This is a genomic window from Ectorhizobium quercum (assembly GCF_026552795.1).
GTDB lineage: Bacteria > Pseudomonadota > Alphaproteobacteria > Rhizobiales > Rhizobiaceae > Ectorhizobium > Ectorhizobium quercum.
The window spans coordinates 267,992-281,933 of record NZ_JANFPI010000005.1; the positions used below are offsets into that span (position 1 = coordinate 267,992).

The 13,942-nt window shown below is 65.6% G+C and carries 12 protein-coding genes and 1 riboswitch; of the genes, 6 read left to right on the forward strand and 6 right to left on the reverse strand.

The window, feature by feature from the left end; translation table 11 throughout:
• Positions 1-65 precede the first annotated feature (65 nt).
• The 4 genes from NOF55_RS16365 to NOF55_RS16380 all read left to right on the forward strand — a co-directional run bounded on the left by NOF55_RS16365 (position 66) and on the right by NOF55_RS16380 (position 4,500).
• A complete protein-coding gene (locus tag NOF55_RS16365; RefSeq protein WP_306410019.1) occupies positions 66-539 on the forward strand; it encodes an NUDIX hydrolase in 474 nt (157 codons plus the stop codon).
• A 166-nt stretch (positions 540-705) separates the two neighbouring features.
• Entirely contained in the window at positions 706-2,199 is a 1,494-nt protein-coding gene (locus tag NOF55_RS16370) for an inorganic phosphate transporter (protein WP_306410018.1), read from the forward strand.
• 11 nt (positions 2,200-2,210) lie between these two features.
• Complete coding sequence (locus NOF55_RS16375) at positions 2,211-2,948, forward strand: 16S rRNA (uracil(1498)-N(3))-methyltransferase (protein WP_306410017.1); 738 nt, start codon at positions 2,211-2,213, stop codon at positions 2,946-2,948.
• A gap of 184 nt (positions 2,949-3,132) precedes the next feature.
• Positions 3,133-4,500: a glutamate--cysteine ligase gene (locus tag NOF55_RS16380; protein ID WP_306410016.1), complete on the forward strand. Its 1,368-nt coding sequence runs from the start codon at positions 3,133-3,135 to the stop codon at positions 4,498-4,500.
• Positions 4,501-4,680: 180 nt separating this feature from the next.
• Here the strand turns inward: NOF55_RS16380 and NOF55_RS16385 are convergent, their stop codons facing one another.
• A complete protein-coding gene (locus NOF55_RS16385) occupies positions 4,681-5,979 on the reverse strand; it encodes a bifunctional folylpolyglutamate synthase/dihydrofolate synthase (protein WP_306410015.1) in 1,299 nt (432 codons plus the stop codon).
• Between the two features lie 24 nt (positions 5,980-6,003).
• Positions 6,004-6,084: riboswitch (ZMP/ZTP riboswitch) on the reverse strand.
• A 119-nt stretch (positions 6,085-6,203) separates the two neighbouring features.
• A complete protein-coding gene (locus NOF55_RS16390; protein WP_306410014.1) occupies positions 6,204-6,515 on the reverse strand; it encodes a YjiS-like domain-containing protein in 312 nt (103 codons plus the stop codon).
• A 142-nt stretch (positions 6,516-6,657) separates the two neighbouring features.
• Between NOF55_RS16390 and NOF55_RS16395 the strand changes: the two genes are divergently transcribed.
• On the forward strand, positions 6,658-7,617 hold the full coding sequence (locus NOF55_RS16395; protein ID WP_306410013.1) for a LysR substrate-binding domain-containing protein: 960 nt from the start codon (positions 6,658-6,660) through the stop codon (positions 7,615-7,617).
• A gap of 174 nt (positions 7,618-7,791) precedes the next feature.
• Here the strand turns inward: NOF55_RS16395 and adhP are convergent, their stop codons facing one another.
• The 4 genes from adhP to NOF55_RS16415 all read right to left on the reverse strand — a co-directional run bounded on the left by adhP (position 7,792) and on the right by NOF55_RS16415 (position 12,328).
• Positions 7,792-8,820 (reverse strand): alcohol dehydrogenase AdhP, encoded by a 1,029-nt coding sequence (adhP, locus tag NOF55_RS16400; protein WP_306410012.1) that lies wholly within the window; start codon positions 8,818-8,820, stop codon positions 7,792-7,794.
• A gap of 195 nt (positions 8,821-9,015) precedes the next feature.
• On the reverse strand, positions 9,016-9,558 hold the full coding sequence (locus NOF55_RS16405) for a hypothetical protein (protein WP_306410011.1): 543 nt from the start codon (positions 9,556-9,558) through the stop codon (positions 9,016-9,018).
• A gap of 17 nt (positions 9,559-9,575) precedes the next feature.
• Positions 9,576-11,078 (reverse strand): IMP dehydrogenase, encoded by a 1,503-nt coding sequence (guaB, locus tag NOF55_RS16410; RefSeq protein ID WP_306410010.1) that lies wholly within the window; start codon positions 11,076-11,078, stop codon positions 9,576-9,578.
• 254 nt (positions 11,079-11,332) lie between these two features.
• Positions 11,333-12,328, reverse strand: a complete 996-nt coding sequence (locus NOF55_RS16415; RefSeq protein ID WP_306410009.1) for an MBL fold metallo-hydrolase — start codon at positions 12,326-12,328, stop codon at positions 11,333-11,335.
• Positions 12,329-12,545: 217 nt separating this feature from the next.
• On the opposite strand from NOF55_RS16415, the gene NOF55_RS16420 reads away from it, so the two are divergent.
• A complete protein-coding gene (locus NOF55_RS16420) occupies positions 12,546-13,934 on the forward strand; it encodes a DHA2 family efflux MFS transporter permease subunit (RefSeq protein WP_306410008.1) in 1,389 nt (462 codons plus the stop codon).
• The last annotated feature ends 8 nt before the right edge of the window (positions 13,935-13,942 follow it).

The following is a 13,942-nucleotide window of genomic DNA, read 5'->3' on the forward strand; positions in this document are numbered from 1 at the left end:
GTCGGTGCTGCACGATTCACGAAACTGATTTGCGGCGATGAGTGCCGCGAAAGGACGGTAAGGACTTGACCCTGCTCGAACGGATCGCAACGAATGTCAGGCTGATGGTGCAGCGGCCGCCGCGCCAGCAATATGGCGCGATCTGTTATCGCGCGGGCGAAGCCGGCCCGCAGGTGCTGCTTCTGACCAGCCGCGACACGGGGCGCTGGGTGATCCCGAAGGGCTGGCCCATGCCGGGCAAGCCCTCCCATGCCGTGGCCGCGCAGGAAGCCTATGAGGAAGCCGGGGTGCGCGGCGAGGCCGATCCCGTCCCGGCGGGCTCCTTCCTCTATACCAAGGTTCTCGACAACGGCCTGCGCATTCCCTGCCGGGTGCAGGTTCACGCGCTGAAGGTGGACCACATGGTGGACGACTTCCCGGAAAGGGATGAGCGCCGCCTCGAATGGTTCAGCTTCGAGGAGGCCGCCGGGCGCGTTCGCGAGTCGGGGCTGCGAAGCATTCTGCGCGATTTTCCGGCACGGCTGTCTGGCAAGGAGTGATCGGGACGGAGTGACCGGGAACGGCTGAACGGCCGGCCGACTTTCGTCTCCGCCGTCATTCTTCCATTGCAATGCCGGAGGCATCATGGCACTCGACCGGACGCGGTTTCCCGCGCCGGCAACGGCGCCGGGGATCGCTTCGTCATTTCCAACCTGCGGAAAATTCATGGAACAGGCACCGCGGCCGGCCGGCAAGCCGACCCTCGACAAGGATCTGGACCGGATGACGCTCCACGAGCAGGCGGCGCACCACGTCGCCCGCCCGCTGATTGCGCCCGGCCTCGGCCTGCTGTTCCTGATTGCCGCCGCGATCATCGCCACGGCCACGGTCATCCAGCAGCCGGGTTCGCTGCTCGTCATCGCCGCCGCGACGATCGCCGCCTACATGGCCATGAACATCGGCGCCAACGACGTCACCAACAATGTCGGCCCCGCCGTCGGCGCCAAGGCGCTCAGCATGGGCGCGGCGCTGATGATGGCGGCGCTGTTCGAGACCGCCGGCGCCCTGATCGCCGGCGGCGATGTCGTCGAGACCATTTCCGACGGCATCATATCACCCGCCGCCATTTCAGACCCCGGCACGCTGGTGCGGATGATGATCGCCGCCCTGCTGTCGTCCGCGCTGTTCGTGAACATCGCCACCCTCGCCAATGCGCCGGTCTCGACCACCCACACCGTGGTCGGCGGCGTGCTCGGCTCCGGCATCGCCGCCGCCGGGCTGGATGCCGTCAACTGGCCGTCGATGGCCGGGATCACGGCAAGCTGGGTGATCTCACCCGTTCTGGGCGGCCTCATCGCCGCCGGCTTTCTCTACGTCATCAAGGAAACCGTGGTCTACCGCGACGACAAGATCGCAGCGGCGCGCGTCTGGGTGCCTGTGCTGATCGGCGTCATGGCCGGCTCCTTTTCCGCCTATCTCGCCTTCAAGGGGCTGAACCGGCTGTTCTTCGTCTCTCTGCCGCACGCCACCTTCTTCGGCTTCGCCACGGGCATCCTGAGCTGGCTCGCCGCCATTCCCTTCATCCGCAGCCAGGCCGCCGGGCTGGAAAACCGCAACCAGTCGCTGCGAAAGCTGTTTCGCCTGCCGCTGGTGCTGACCGCGGCGATCCTCTGCTTCGGCCACGGCGCCAACGACGTGTCGAACGCCGTCGGGCCGCTCTCGGCCATCGTCAACGCGACGGAGCGGGCGAATTTCGGCGAGACCGTCGCCATTCCCTTCTGGGTGATGTTGATCGGCGGCCTCGGCATTTCCGTTGGCCTCATCCTGTTCGGCCCGCGCCTCATCAACCTCGTCGGCGCCCAGATCACCAAGCTGAACCCGATGCGCGCCTTCAGCGTATCGCTTTCGACGGGGGTGACGGTGATCGTCGCCTCCTGGCTCGGCCTGCCGGTCAGCACCACGCATATCGCCGTGGGCGCCGTGTTCGGCGTCGGCTTCTTCCGCGAGTGGTACACGCGAAATTCGAGCCGCCGCCTCGCCTACATGCACGACAGATCCGGCATGGCGAACCGGCACGAGCACAATCCCGACGAGGTGCGCCGCCGCTATCTGGTGCGCCGTTCGCATTTCATGACGATCATCGCCGCATGGGTGCTGACGGTGCCGGCGTCGGCCGCCATGTCCGCCGCCCTTTACGGGCTGATGTCGCTGTTCTTCTGAGGTCGCCTGCCATGCGTGCCAATTTCCGCCTGCAACGGCTGTTCGTCGAAAATGCCCTTCATGCCGAAGCGGCCATCCCCGCCGATGCCGACCAGTTCAACTATCTCGCCAACGTGCTGCGGATGGAGGACGGCGCCGAGGTTCTCCTGTTCAACGGCCGCGATGGCGAATGGCTGGCGCGCCTGACCTTTCCGGCCCGCAAGAAGATCGTCATGGTGGCCGCGGAGCAGACGCGCGCGCAGACGCCCATGCCCGACCTGCATTATCTCTTCGCCCCGCTGAAAACCGGCCGCATGGACTATATGGTGCAGAAGGCCGTGGAAATGGGCGCCGGCGTGCTTCAGCCCGTCATGACCCAGCATGTTCAGGGCAGGATCACCAGCATGGACCGCCTGCGGGCCAATATCGTCGAGGCGGCCGAGCAATGCGGGGTGATTTCCGTGCCGAGGCTCGAAGCGCCCGTGAAGCTGCGCGACCTTACGGACGGCTGGGACCCGGCCCGGCGCCTTCTCTTCTGCGACGAAGGCGAGGAAACCAACAATCCGCTCAGCGCCTTGCAGGCGATCGCCGAACGGCATGCGGCACTGCTGATCGGCCCGGAGGGAGGCTTTTCTGAGGAGGAGCGGCACTGGCTGCGCGCGCTGCCCTTCGTCACCGCCATTCCGCTCGGGCCGCGCATCCTGCGGGCCGACACGGCGGCCGTGGCGGCGATGGCGCTGGTCCAGGCGACCGCCGGCGACTGGCGCTGACCCGGCCCGTAGAAATTTTTTCGCACTGCCGGTACGATAGCAAGAGAATATCCCGCTCATTTTCCCCGGCAGAAGGAGATTGTTTTTTTGAACGATCTCCCAAAGAAATTCACTTGCCTCTGAACAATTTCCAGTCCAATCACTCCGGAAAACCGAAAAGAGCGTCCCAGACAAGGCAGGTTTCATGGCTCGCGACACGACCGACGATACGCCGCTCTCCGCGCATTGCGAACTGACCTCCTACATGGAAGCCGGCAGCAAGCCGAAGGAGCAGTTCCGGATCGGGACGGAGCACGAGAAGTTTGCCTTCTACGTCGACGGAAATCGCCCCGTGCCCTATGGAAACGGCATCGAGACCCTGCTGGAAGGCATGCGCGACCTGCTCGGCTGGGAGCCCATCGTGGACGGCGACCATGTCATCGGGCTTTCGGAGCCGGCCGGAAACGGCGCGATCTCCATCGAGCCCGGCGGCCAGTTCGAGCTTTCCGGCGCCCCTCTTGCCAGCCTGTTCGACACGCAGACGGAAACGCAGACGCATCTCGATGTGCTGAAGACCGTGGCGGAGCCGCTCGGCATCGAATTCCTCGCCGTCGGCGGCAGCCCGAAATGGACGCTCGCGGAAACCCCGCGCATGCCGAAATCGCGCTACGACATCATGACCGGCTATATGCCGAAGGTCGGCCGCCACGGGCTGGACATGATGTATCGCAGCGCCACCATTCAGGTGAACCTCGATTATTCCAGCGAGGACGACATGGCGCGCAAGATGCGCGTTTCCATGAAGCTCCAGTCCATCGCCACCGCGCTGTTTGCGGCTTCACCCTTCACCGACGGCAAGCCGAACGGCTATCATTCCTGGCGCGGCGAGATCTGGCGCGACACCGACAACACCCGCGCCGGCTGTCTGCCCTTCGTCTTCAAGCCGGAATTCGGCTTTTCCGACTATGCGGAATGGGCGCTCGACGTGCCGATGTATTTCGTCATCCGCGACGGCCGCTACATCAATTGCACCGACATCACCTTCCGCCAGTTCCTGGACGGGGCGCTGAAGGGCAGGATCGACGCCTGGCAGCCGACGCAGGGTGACTGGACCAACCATCTTTCCACCCTGTTTCCCGACGTGCGCCTGAAGCGCTTTCTCGAAATGCGCGGCGCCGACAACGGCCCGCTGCCGCATATCACGGCGCTGCCGGCGTTCTGGGTCGGCCTGCTCTATGACGAAGCGGCGCTGGCCGACGCGGAAGCGCTGACCGCGGCATGGACGTTCGAGGACGTGACCGCCCTGCGCGACGGCGTTCCGACGCAGGGGCTGAAGACGGCGATCAGGGGCCACACGGCTCTCGACATCGCCCGCGAGGCGGTGGCGATCTCGCGCAAGGGCCTCAAGGCCCGCGGCATCCGCAACGCGCAGGGCGAGGACGAAAGCCTCTTCCTCGCGCCGCTGGACGCGATCATCGCCCGCAAGGCGACGCTGGCCGAGGACATGCTGGCCGCCTTCAACGGCCCGTGGAACGGCTCGGTGGAGCCGGTTTTCGAAGCCTACCGATATTGAAGGTTTGGCCGGGTTTACCCCCTCTGGCCTGCCGGCCATCTCCCCCACAAGAGGGGAGAAGATACGCGGCAACCTTTCGCCCTTCGCAAATGTTGTGATACGGGAAACCGGCGCATCTATCGTTCTCCCCCCTTGTGGGGGAGATGGCGGCAACCAGAGAGGGACCGCGAAGGCGTGCCCTCAAGGGCGCGGCACGACGCCGGTCATGTAGAGCGAGCCGGTGACGAGTACCCATTGGCCAGCCGCCGCCGCCCGCCTCAACGCCCCGGCATAAGCGTCCAGCGGATCGGCCTCGACGGAATACGCAAGGCCCAGCTTTTCGGCAACCGCGGCCAGTTCGGCCGGATCGCGCGAGCGATCGTTGGCGCGGGTCAGGATCGCCGTCACGCCCGCCTTCGCCAGAACGCCAAGCAAGCCTTCCGCATCCTTGTCGCGGGCGATGGAAACGACGGCGAGACAGGCACCGGCATGTTCCGGCGTCCGGCGCAGGTCGGCGAGGACGGCAGCGAGGTTGAAGGGAACGTGCGCGCCGTCGAGAACGACATGCACCCTGCGGGCCCCGGCCCCCTCGCCCACGTTAACGTCGAAGAATTCCATGCGGCCCGGAAGGCGTGCCGCCTCCAGCGTGGCGCGGTCGAGCAGCCAGGCGCCGAGCGGCTTGCCGGCGGCAGCCCCGCCTTTCGCCGCCACGCCGCGTTCGCCGAGTGCTTCCAGCGCCGCGCCGACGACCTGGGTATTCCGTTCGGCAATGGTCGCGTCCTCGGGAAGGACCGGCACGATCAGCGCCGCGCCCAGCTCATCCGCCCGGGCGGCGATCACCGCGCCCGCCTCGTCGTCCGCCGTCAGCGGCGTCACGGCGATGCGTGCCGGCTTGACGATGCCCGCCTTCTCGAAGGCGATCTTCGCGCGGGTATCGCCCAGCACTTCCGTATGCTCGAGCTCGATATTGGTGACGATGGCGACATCGCTCGGCACGACATTGGTGGAATCGAGGCGGCCGCCGAGGCCGGTCTCCACCACGGCCCATTCCACGCCCGCTTCCCTAAACACGAGGAATGCCGCGATGGTCAGCACGTCGAACCATGTCGCGTCCGCAGCAGGCGTCTGTTGCGCGCGCGCCTGCTTCAGCGCCTCCAGCGCGCGGGCCAGCGCCTGCGCCATCACCGGCTCGGGGGCAGTATGCCCGTCAAGGGTCATGCGTTCGCCGAAATATTCGACATGCGGCGAGGAATAGCGCCCGACACGAAAGCCGGCTCGCGAAAGGGCAGCCTCCAGCAGCGCGCAGGTCGAGCTTTTGCCCTTGGTGCCGGCGACATGGATGGAGCGGAAACTGCGTTCGGGATGACCGAGCCGGGCGGCGAGATCGCGGATCGGCTCCAGATCGACGCGCATGCCGTCGCGCGGACGGCTTTCCCAGTTGGTCAGCCCGTCAAGCTCGGCCAGAACATCAATCAAATGCTGGTCGTGGATCTTCCGCATGGTCGGCACCCTCGTCACATTCCCGATCGGTGCCCAGGCGAGCGGCAAGCCAAGGCCGCGCTTCCCGATGGTATCCATCTCAATTCGCCAGTCACGCAGCGGCGGACGGTATAGCGTCCCGAAGGGACGGACGCAAGCAGGCATAAAAAGACCCGGCGACGGGGTGCGGCGCCGGGCAAATGCGAAGCGGATTGGCGGCCGCTTCGCGGGGAAAATCGTCAGGATCAGCCGCGGCGCGGCGCGAAGCGGCGCCATGCGCGGGCGCGGACGGCCCGCGTCAGCCCCGGCGTCGGGTCTCCGAACGCGCCGGCATCGGCAAGCGCATCGTCCAGATCGGCGCGCGTCAGGCCGATATCGTCGAGCATGCGATCGTCGAGATCGCGCAGGTCGTTGGCGCTCAGGCGGTTTAAGACGGCGCGCACCAGGCCGGAAACGGCGGTGCGGACGGTGGACGGTGCGCCGACGAACGAGCGGGCTTTGGGCTTGCGGCCAAGGCTTGCCGCGCTGGCGAAACTGATCTCCTTGATGCTGGACATGGGGTTCTTCCCGTTATTGGTGTCTGGTTTGCGGGCCGACCGTGTTCGATCCGGCCTCGCGAGATAAATTGCCCAAAACCTATTGATCAGTCCATCGAATGTTTTTAATATGTATCATCAACTATTTTTATGGATGGTTTCCGTGGCCGCACCCCTCGACATCGACCAGTTGCACACCTTCATCGCCATCGCCGATACGGGCAGCTTCACCCGGGCGGCCGACCGGATCTTCAAGACGCAATCCGCCGTTTCCATGCAGATGAGGCGGCTTGAGGAACGCATCGGCAAACAGCTTTTCGCCAAGGACGGGCGCGGCAACCGCCTGACCGCCGAAGGCGAGAAGCTGCTGAACTATGCCCGCCGCATCATCCGCCTGAACAACGAGGCCATCGCCGCCTTCGACGACAACCGTCTGGAGGGCACGCTGCGCATCGGCACGCCCGACGATTACGCCGACCGCTACATGCCTGAAATCATAGGCCGTTTCGCCAAGACGCATCCGAATGTCGAGCTTTATATCGTCTGCGAGCCCTCGACGAGCCTGACGGAGAAAATGCAGCGCGGCGAACTCGATATCGCGCTCGTAACGCACAATCCGCGCGAACGGCAATCGGACGTGGTGCGCACCGAACCCCTGTGCTGGGTCACGTCCGCCAACCATCCGCTGCGCGAAAACGCGCCGGTGCCGCTGGCCGTGGGCCGGCGCGATTGCTGCTGGCGGCAGCTTGCCTGCTCGGCGCTCGACGCGGACGGCCGCGACTACCAGATTCTCTTCACGAGCTGGTCGTCCACCGTCGTCACCGCGGCGGTTCTGGCCGGCATGGCGGTTTCCGTCCTGCCGGAATCGGCCCTGCGCCCCGGCATGAAGGTGCTGACTTCGGCCGACGGCTTCCCGCCGCTGCCGCCGGTGCAGATCGGCCTGATGAAGCGCCCCGGCCTCTCCGCCTCGCTGATGAACGCGATCACCGACCACATCACCGCCTGCCTCGACAATATCTCGATCGGCCAGGCCGCGGTTCCCGACGATCTGGACGGCGACGTGCGCAGTTTCACGCCACGCCCGCCGCGCCACCGCCCCGGCCACCTGATGCCGGGCTGGTAAAGACGGGCGACCCTGCGCGGACCGCAGACTGCCGACGAGGGAGGTGTCGCTCTCTTTCGGCATGGGCGGTCCCCGGGTCGAGCCCGAGGGCAACCGGGGAGAGGGTTTGCAGATACACAGAGGCCCGCGCGGTTTCCCGCGCGGGCCTTTTTCCGTTCAACAACGAACCGTCGATCAGGCGGCGAGATCGACCACGATACGGCCGTCGATCTTGCCTTCCTCCATGCGGTGGAAGATGTCGTTGATGTTTTCCAGCTTGTCCCAGGAGAAGTGGGCCGCCACCTTGCCGTCGCCGGCGAAGGTGAGCGCTTCCTCCAGATCCTGCCGGGTGCCGACGATGGAGCCGCGCACCGTGATGCGCTTCAGCACCGTTTCGAAAACCGGCAGGGCCACGAAGCCCGGGGGGAGGCCGTTCAGCACCATCGTGCCCTTGGAGCGCAGGAAGCCATAGGCCTGCTCCATCGCCTTGGGGGACACGGCCGTGACGAGGGCGCCATGCGTGCCGCCTGTCGCCTTCTGCACCTGCTCGATGGCATCCGGGTCGCGACCGTTGACGGTGACGTCGGCGCCGAGCTTCTTCGCCAGTTCGAGCTTTTCGTCGAAGATATCGGCAGCGACGACATTCATGCCCATCGCCTTGGCATACTGCACGGCCATGTGGCCGAGACCGCCGACGCCGGAAATCACCACCCACTCACCGGGCCGCACTTCCGTTTCCTTCAGGCCCTTGTAGACCGTCACGCCGGCGCACAGCACCGGGGCGGCGGGGCCGAACTCCAGATTGTCCGGCAAGCGGCCGACGAATTTCGGATCGGCCAGCCCGTATTCGGCGAAGGAACCGTTGACCGAGTAACCGGCGTTCTTCTGGTCCGGGCACAGGGTTTCCCAGCCGGTGCGGCACGGAACGCAGCAACCGCAAGCCGTGTAGAGCCAAGGCGTGCCGGCGCGGTCGCCTTCCTTGATGCCCTTGACCCCGGCGCCGATCTTGGCGACGTAGCCGACGCCCTCATGGCCCGGAATGAAGGGCGGATTGGGCTTGACCGGCCAATCGCCGGTGGCGGCGTGCAGGTCTGTGTGGCATATGCCCGTCGCCTTGTAGTTGATCAGAATCTCACCCGGACCCGGATCCGGAATCGGAACCTCCTCGATGGTCAGTGGCTTGCCGAATTCCCGCACGACGGCGGCCTTCATCGTTTTTGCCATGAGTTTTCTCCCGTAAAACTTCCAGAGTTGGCGGTACGCTCCGCCTACGGCGGATCAACCACATGACAGGAAGACAGTCGCGCAACGCGCGGCCAAGGGCCTGGATCAAACCCACGGAATTTGTGATGCCGATCTGTATCGAAAACGCGACAGGCGTGGAGTCAAAAACTTGACTCGGAAAGTAAAGTTATATAGTTACGCCTTTGGCTGCAAGCGTTTCAGCAATGTGAAGCGCAGCAGGAAGACCGCCGCCAGCGACACGCCGACGAATTTGAAGGCGGTGAGCCACGGCGCGAGATCGAGCAGCCATCCGGACGGTTCCGGGCTTTGCAGCAGCGCGAAAAAGGCAGCGTTTTCAGCATAATCGGCCAGCACATAGGTCAACGGCTGGGCGAGCACGATGGCCTTCAGCGGCCCGGTGACGGGGCGGCTGAACATCTGTGCGCCCTCCGACACGCGCAGCAGGAAGAGAAACAGGAACGCCGCGAAAACCAGCGGGAAATACAGTTCCGGACCCAGCAGCATGTTGTGGAACAGGGCCGCGGCCTGCGAACTGCCCTCGAGCGCGCGGAAGAAGGCCGCCACGCTCTCGCGGGCATGGTCGCCGACGGCGAGATCCGGCAGGTCGGCATTCGGCAGAAGGGCCTCGAGCGGCCGGCGAAAGGCGAAATGCATCCAGCCGAACAGGGCGGCGGATGCCGCCCCCGTCAGCAGGATCACGCGGTCGACCTGTTGCATGCCGCCCGCAGCCACCCTTAGACCGCCCCCGGATAGTTGGGGCTTTCGCGGGTAATCGTCACGTCGTGGGCATGGCTTTCGCGCAGGCCCGCGCCGGAGATGCGCACGAAGGTGGCGCGCTCCTGGAAGTCCTTGATCGTCGCACCGCCGACATAGCCCATCGCCGCGCGCAGACCGCCGCCGAGCTGGTGCAGCACGCCGGCCACCGGGCCCTTGTAGGGCACCTGCCCCTCGATACCCTCCGGAACCAGCTTCAGCGTATCGCGCACCTCGGCCTGGAAATAGCGGTCCGCCGAGCCGCGCGCCATCGCGCCGACCGAGCCCATGCCGCGATAGGCCTTGAAGGAACGGCCCTGGTAGAGGAAGACCTCGCCCGGGCTTTCGTCCGTTCCGGCCAGCAGCGAGCCGATCATGACGGCGGAAGCGCCGGCGGCGATCGCCTTGGCGAGATCGCCGGAGAACTTGATGCCGCCATCCGCGATCACCGGAATATCGGCCTCAGCCGCGGCTTCGACGGAGGCCATGACGGCAGCAAGCTGCGGAACGCCGACGCCGGCGACGATGCGGGTGGTGCAGATCGAGCCCGGGCCGATCCCGACCTTGACCGCATCCGCACCGGCATCGATGAGCGCCTTCGTGCCGTCGGCGGTCGCGACATTGCCGGCGATGATGCGAACGGAATTCGACATCTTCTTCACATGGGCGACGGCATCGAGCACGCGCTGCGAGTGGCCGTGGGCGGTATCGACCACCAGAATATCCACGCCCGCGTCGATCAGGCGCTCGGCGCGCTCGACGGCATCGGCGCCCACCGAGATGGCGGCGGCGGCGCGCAGGCGGCCCTGGGCATCCTTCGTAGCGTTGGGGTTGAGCTGCGACTTCTCCATGTCCTTGACGGTGACGAGGCCGACGCAATGGCCGTCGCCGTCGACGACCAGCAGCTTTTCGATGCGGTGCTTGTGCAGGAGGCGGCGGGCCTCCGTCTGCTCGACGTTTTCCTTGACCGTCACGAGGTTCTCGCGGGTCATGAGTTCGTAGACCTTCTGGTCCGGGTCGGAGGCGAAGCGGACGTCTCGGTTCGTCAGGATACCGACGAGACGGCCGGTCTTGTGGCCGCCGGAGCCGCCGTTCTCGACAACCGGGATGCCGGAGATGCCGTGTGCCTTCATCAGCGCCAGGGCCTCGGAAAGCTTCGCGTCCGGGCCGATCGTGACCGGATTGACGACCATGCCGCTTTCGAACTTCTTGACCTGGCGGACTTCCTCCGCCTGCTCGGCCGGCGTGAGATTGCGGTGGATGACGCCGATGCCGCCGGCCTGGGCCATCGCGATCGCAAGACGGCTTTCCGTCACCGTGTCCATCGCGGACGAGATGATCGGCAGGTTGAGATCGATGTCGCGGGCGATGCGCGTTGCGATGTTGACCTGCCCCGGCATGACTTCCGAGTGGCCGGGCTGGAGCAGAACGTCATCGAAGGTCAGCGCTTCAGCGCCGGTTGCGGTTTGCAGGATGCGGGCCATGCCAAGTTCCTTGAGTAAATAGAAATTCGTCCGGCGGAGGGAGGCCGGAAGAGATCTTCGCGAATAGGAAGTTGACGAGGGCTGCTACCACGCTTTTGCGAAGATGGGAACAGCCGGGGCCGGCAAAATCTTGCACTCCGGTACAATTTCACAGCCGTGTCATGGTTTGACCACGCACACGGACGGCCGCGACATGATCATCCCCGGCCCGGAGAGCGGGGATGATGCCGGTACTCTGTCGCCTGAGAAACGGCTCAGACGTCGAACTGGTAGGACTTGGCGATGAAGCGATAGCCCGTGTCCTGCTTTTCCACGTAACCTGCGGCGGGGAACGGCATGTGGTACCCGAGGAAGGCCAGCCGGTCGGTGGCGATCATGTCGAACACCTTCTTGCGGGTTTCGGCGGCCGCAGCCTTGTCCATGTCGAAACGCACCTCCCAGTCCGGCCGTTGCAGGGAAAGGACGTAGTGGTTGGCTGTATCGGCCGTCAGGATGAGCTGCTTGCCGTCCGATTCGAGGCGATAGATCATGTGGCCGGGCGAGTGGCCGAACGCCGCCATCGCGCCGATGCCGGACACCACCTCGCCGCCGTCGTCAAGGAAGGTGAACTTCTCGGCGAAGGGCTGCACCTTGGCCAGCACGCCCTGATGGCCGGCTTCGGCCGGCGTGCCGACCCGTTCGGGGTTGACCCAGAAATCGTATTCGACCTGGCCGGTGACATAACGCGCATTCGGGAAGGTGGCCTCGCCGTTCTCCGTCATGCCGCCGATATGGTCGCCGTGCAGGTGGGTCAGAACGACGACGGTGACGTCTTCCGGCTGGTAGCCGGCCAGCGCCATGCCTTCGACCAGGCGGCCGCCGCCCCATTCGCGGCCGCTTTCGCCGAACCCCGTGTCGAACAGCACGACATCCGATCCCGTATTGACGAGAACCGGCGAGAACCCGTTCACGAAGGTGTTCGGCGGCAGGAAATTGTCGGTCAGCAGACGGGCGACCTCATCCGGCGCCTGGTCGATGCCGAAGGTCTCGTTGGGCGCGCCGGCCTCGCGGGCGCCGTCCTTGATCACGGTGACTTCGAAGCCCCCGACCTTGAAACGGTGAATATCCGGGGGAAAGACGAACGGCCGCGCCTCCTGCGCACCGGCCTGCTGCGCCGCTGCCCGCGTCGCCCCCAGAAGGGCGGGAGCCGCCAGCGCCGCCGCGCCCGCTCCGAGCAGAAGCCGTCTGTTGAAAATCGCATCCTCCGACATGATTGTCTCCTTTGCCGTTTCGCACAACATAGAACAAAGCTGCGACACGAAAAGTACGCTCACGCAGACTTGATGAAACCCGCCACACCCTGCCTTCACGCGCCATCGCAGGCAGGCATGGACACCCAAATGCACCTTAATCTCCCACGCGCAATTGGCACAGACCAAAACTGAGGCTACAGACATTCCTGTCTTTCTGGAATGGTCTGCCCGGCTCATGAACCGCATCGTCCCCCTCATCCTCGCCGTCGCCCTCTTCATGGAGCAGATGGATTCGACCGTGATCGCCACGGCGCTGCCGACGATCGCCGAGGATCTCGGCATCGGCCCGATCACGCTGAAGCTGGCGCTGACGGCCTACATGGTGTCGCTGGCCATCTTCATACCCGTCAGCGGCTGGATGGCCGACCGGTTCGGCGCCAAGAAGGTCTTCCGCCTGGCCATCCTCGTCTTCGTCGTCGGCTCCATCGCCTGCGCCGTGTCGTCCAGCCTGTTGCAGTTCGTCGTCTCACGCTTCCTGCAAGGCATGGGCGGCGCGATGATGACGCCGGTCGGCCGCCTCGTGCTGCTTCGCACCACCAAGCGCAGCGAACTCGTGTCGGCGATGGCGCTCCTGACCATTCCCGCACTCGTCGGACCGCTGACCGGCCCGCCCGTCGGCGGCTTCATCACCACCTATTTCTCCTGGCACTGGATCTTCCTGATCAACGTGCCGGTCGGGGTGATCGGCTACATCCTTTCCGGCATATTCCTGCCTGAGATCGAGGCCCAGCGGCCGCCGCCGCTCGACACGCCCGGCTTCATCCTGTCGGCCACGGCGGCGGGCGGGGTGATCTTCGGGCTGTCCGTCGTCAGCCTTCCGGCGCTGCCGCCGGCCATCGGCATCGCGACGGTGGCGATCGGCATCGCCGCGGGCGTGGCCTATGTCATCCATGCCCGCCGCACACCGGACCCCATCCTGTCGCTGACGATCTTTTCCAACCGCACGTTCAGAAGCGCGATCACCTCCGGCACGCTGTTTCGCATCGCCGGCGGCGCCATCCCCTTCCTGATGCCGCTCATGCTGCAAATCGGGTTCGGGCTGTCGCCCTTCCAGTCGGGCATGATCACCTTCGTCGGTGCCATCGGGGCCATCACCACGAAGTTCATCGCGCGACGGGTTCTCGCCTTCGCCGGCTTCCGCACCGTGTTGATCACCGGCGCGCTGGTCACGGCCGTCGCCACCGCGGCCAACGGCTTCTTCACGCCGGAAACGCCCTATGCGGTGATCTTCTTCTTCCTGCTTCTGGCAGGCTTCGCCCGCTCGTTCTTCTTCACCAGCACGAACGCGCTCTCCTATTCGGAGATCGAGGATTCTCAGGCGAGCCAGGCCACGTCCATCGCATCCGTCACGCAGCAGATCAGCCTGGCGCTCGGCGTCTCTGCGGCAGCGGCCATCCTCGAGATCCAGACTGTCTTTTCGGGCTCGCATCTGGCCCTCGGCGACTTCCACGTCGCCTTCTTCGCGATCGCCGCCCTGTCGCTCACCGCGCTGCCGCCGCTTCTCGCGCTGCCGCGCAATGCGGGCGCGTCGGTCTCCGGTCACAAGGCGGGCAGCCGGGCCTGACCCGGCGG

What these genes read in the sequence shown, in the direction of transcription:
- NOF55_RS16370 (WP_306410018.1), top strand. Translation starts at nt 706, where the DNA reads ATGGAACAGGCACCGCGGCCGGCCGGCAAGCCGACCCTCGACAAGGAT.
- NOF55_RS16375 (WP_306410017.1), top strand. Translation starts at nt 2,211, where the DNA reads ATGCGTGCCAATTTCCGCCTGCAACGGCTGTTCGTCGAAAATGCCCTT.
- NOF55_RS16380 (WP_306410016.1), top strand. Translation starts at nt 3,133, where the DNA reads ATGGCTCGCGACACGACCGACGATACGCCGCTCTCCGCGCATTGCGAA.
- NOF55_RS16385 (WP_306410015.1), bottom strand. Translation starts at nt 5,979, where the DNA reads ATGCGGAAGATCCACGACCAGCATTTGATTGATGTTCTGGCCGAGCTT.
- NOF55_RS16390 (WP_306410014.1), bottom strand. Translation starts at nt 6,515, where the DNA reads ATGTCCAGCATCAAGGAGATCAGTTTCGCCAGCGCGGCAAGCCTTGGC.
- adhP (WP_306410012.1), bottom strand. Translation starts at nt 8,820, where the DNA reads ATGGCAAAAACGATGAAGGCCGCCGTCGTGCGGGAATTCGGCAAGCCA.
- NOF55_RS16405 (WP_306410011.1), bottom strand. Translation starts at nt 9,558, where the DNA reads ATGCAACAGGTCGACCGCGTGATCCTGCTGACGGGGGCGGCATCCGCC.
- guaB (WP_306410010.1), bottom strand. Translation starts at nt 11,078, where the DNA reads ATGGCCCGCATCCTGCAAACCGCAACCGGCGCTGAAGCGCTGACCTTC.
- NOF55_RS16415 (WP_306410009.1), bottom strand. Translation starts at nt 12,328, where the DNA reads ATGTCGGAGGATGCGATTTTCAACAGACGGCTTCTGCTCGGAGCGGGC.
- NOF55_RS16420 (WP_306410008.1), top strand. Translation starts at nt 12,546, where the DNA reads ATGAACCGCATCGTCCCCCTCATCCTCGCCGTCGCCCTCTTCATGGAG.